This is a genomic window from Rhizobium ecuadorense, assembly GCF_001187535.1.
GTDB classification, from domain to species: Bacteria; Pseudomonadota; Alphaproteobacteria; order Rhizobiales; family Rhizobiaceae; genus Rhizobium; species Rhizobium ecuadorense.
On sequence record NZ_LFIO01000135.1, the window covers coordinates 1 to 320 of the forward strand.

1 pseudogene is annotated in these 320 nt (G+C 56.6%); it reads right to left on the reverse strand.

Features of this window, described 5'->3' with window-relative positions:
- Positions 1–320: pseudogene (locus tag AF337_RS04290) on the reverse strand (LuxR C-terminal-related transcriptional regulator); the annotation flags it as partial.

Below are 320 nucleotides of genomic sequence, written 5' to 3' on the forward strand. Positions count from 1 at the left end.
GTTGCCGGCGAGGGTATTGACCAGCCCCAGATGGATGAGCATGAAGATCTGGGCATAAGCCGTCTTTTCCTCGCGATAATAGGCCAATGCCTTCAAGGCGCTCAGCCGCGCGAGGTCGAGATTGCCGCGCCTGGTATAAGCGATGCACAGATGGTTGTAGATCCAGCCGAGCTCCCAGGTCGATTGCGGCGAAAAACCCGACGCCATTCGTTCGAGATGCAGGATCTGCGCATCGTCGAGATGAAGATCCTCATAAATATCGACCAGCCCGTCGATGTGATCGAGCGTCGATGCCTCGATCGTCAGGAACTCGTCGCCAT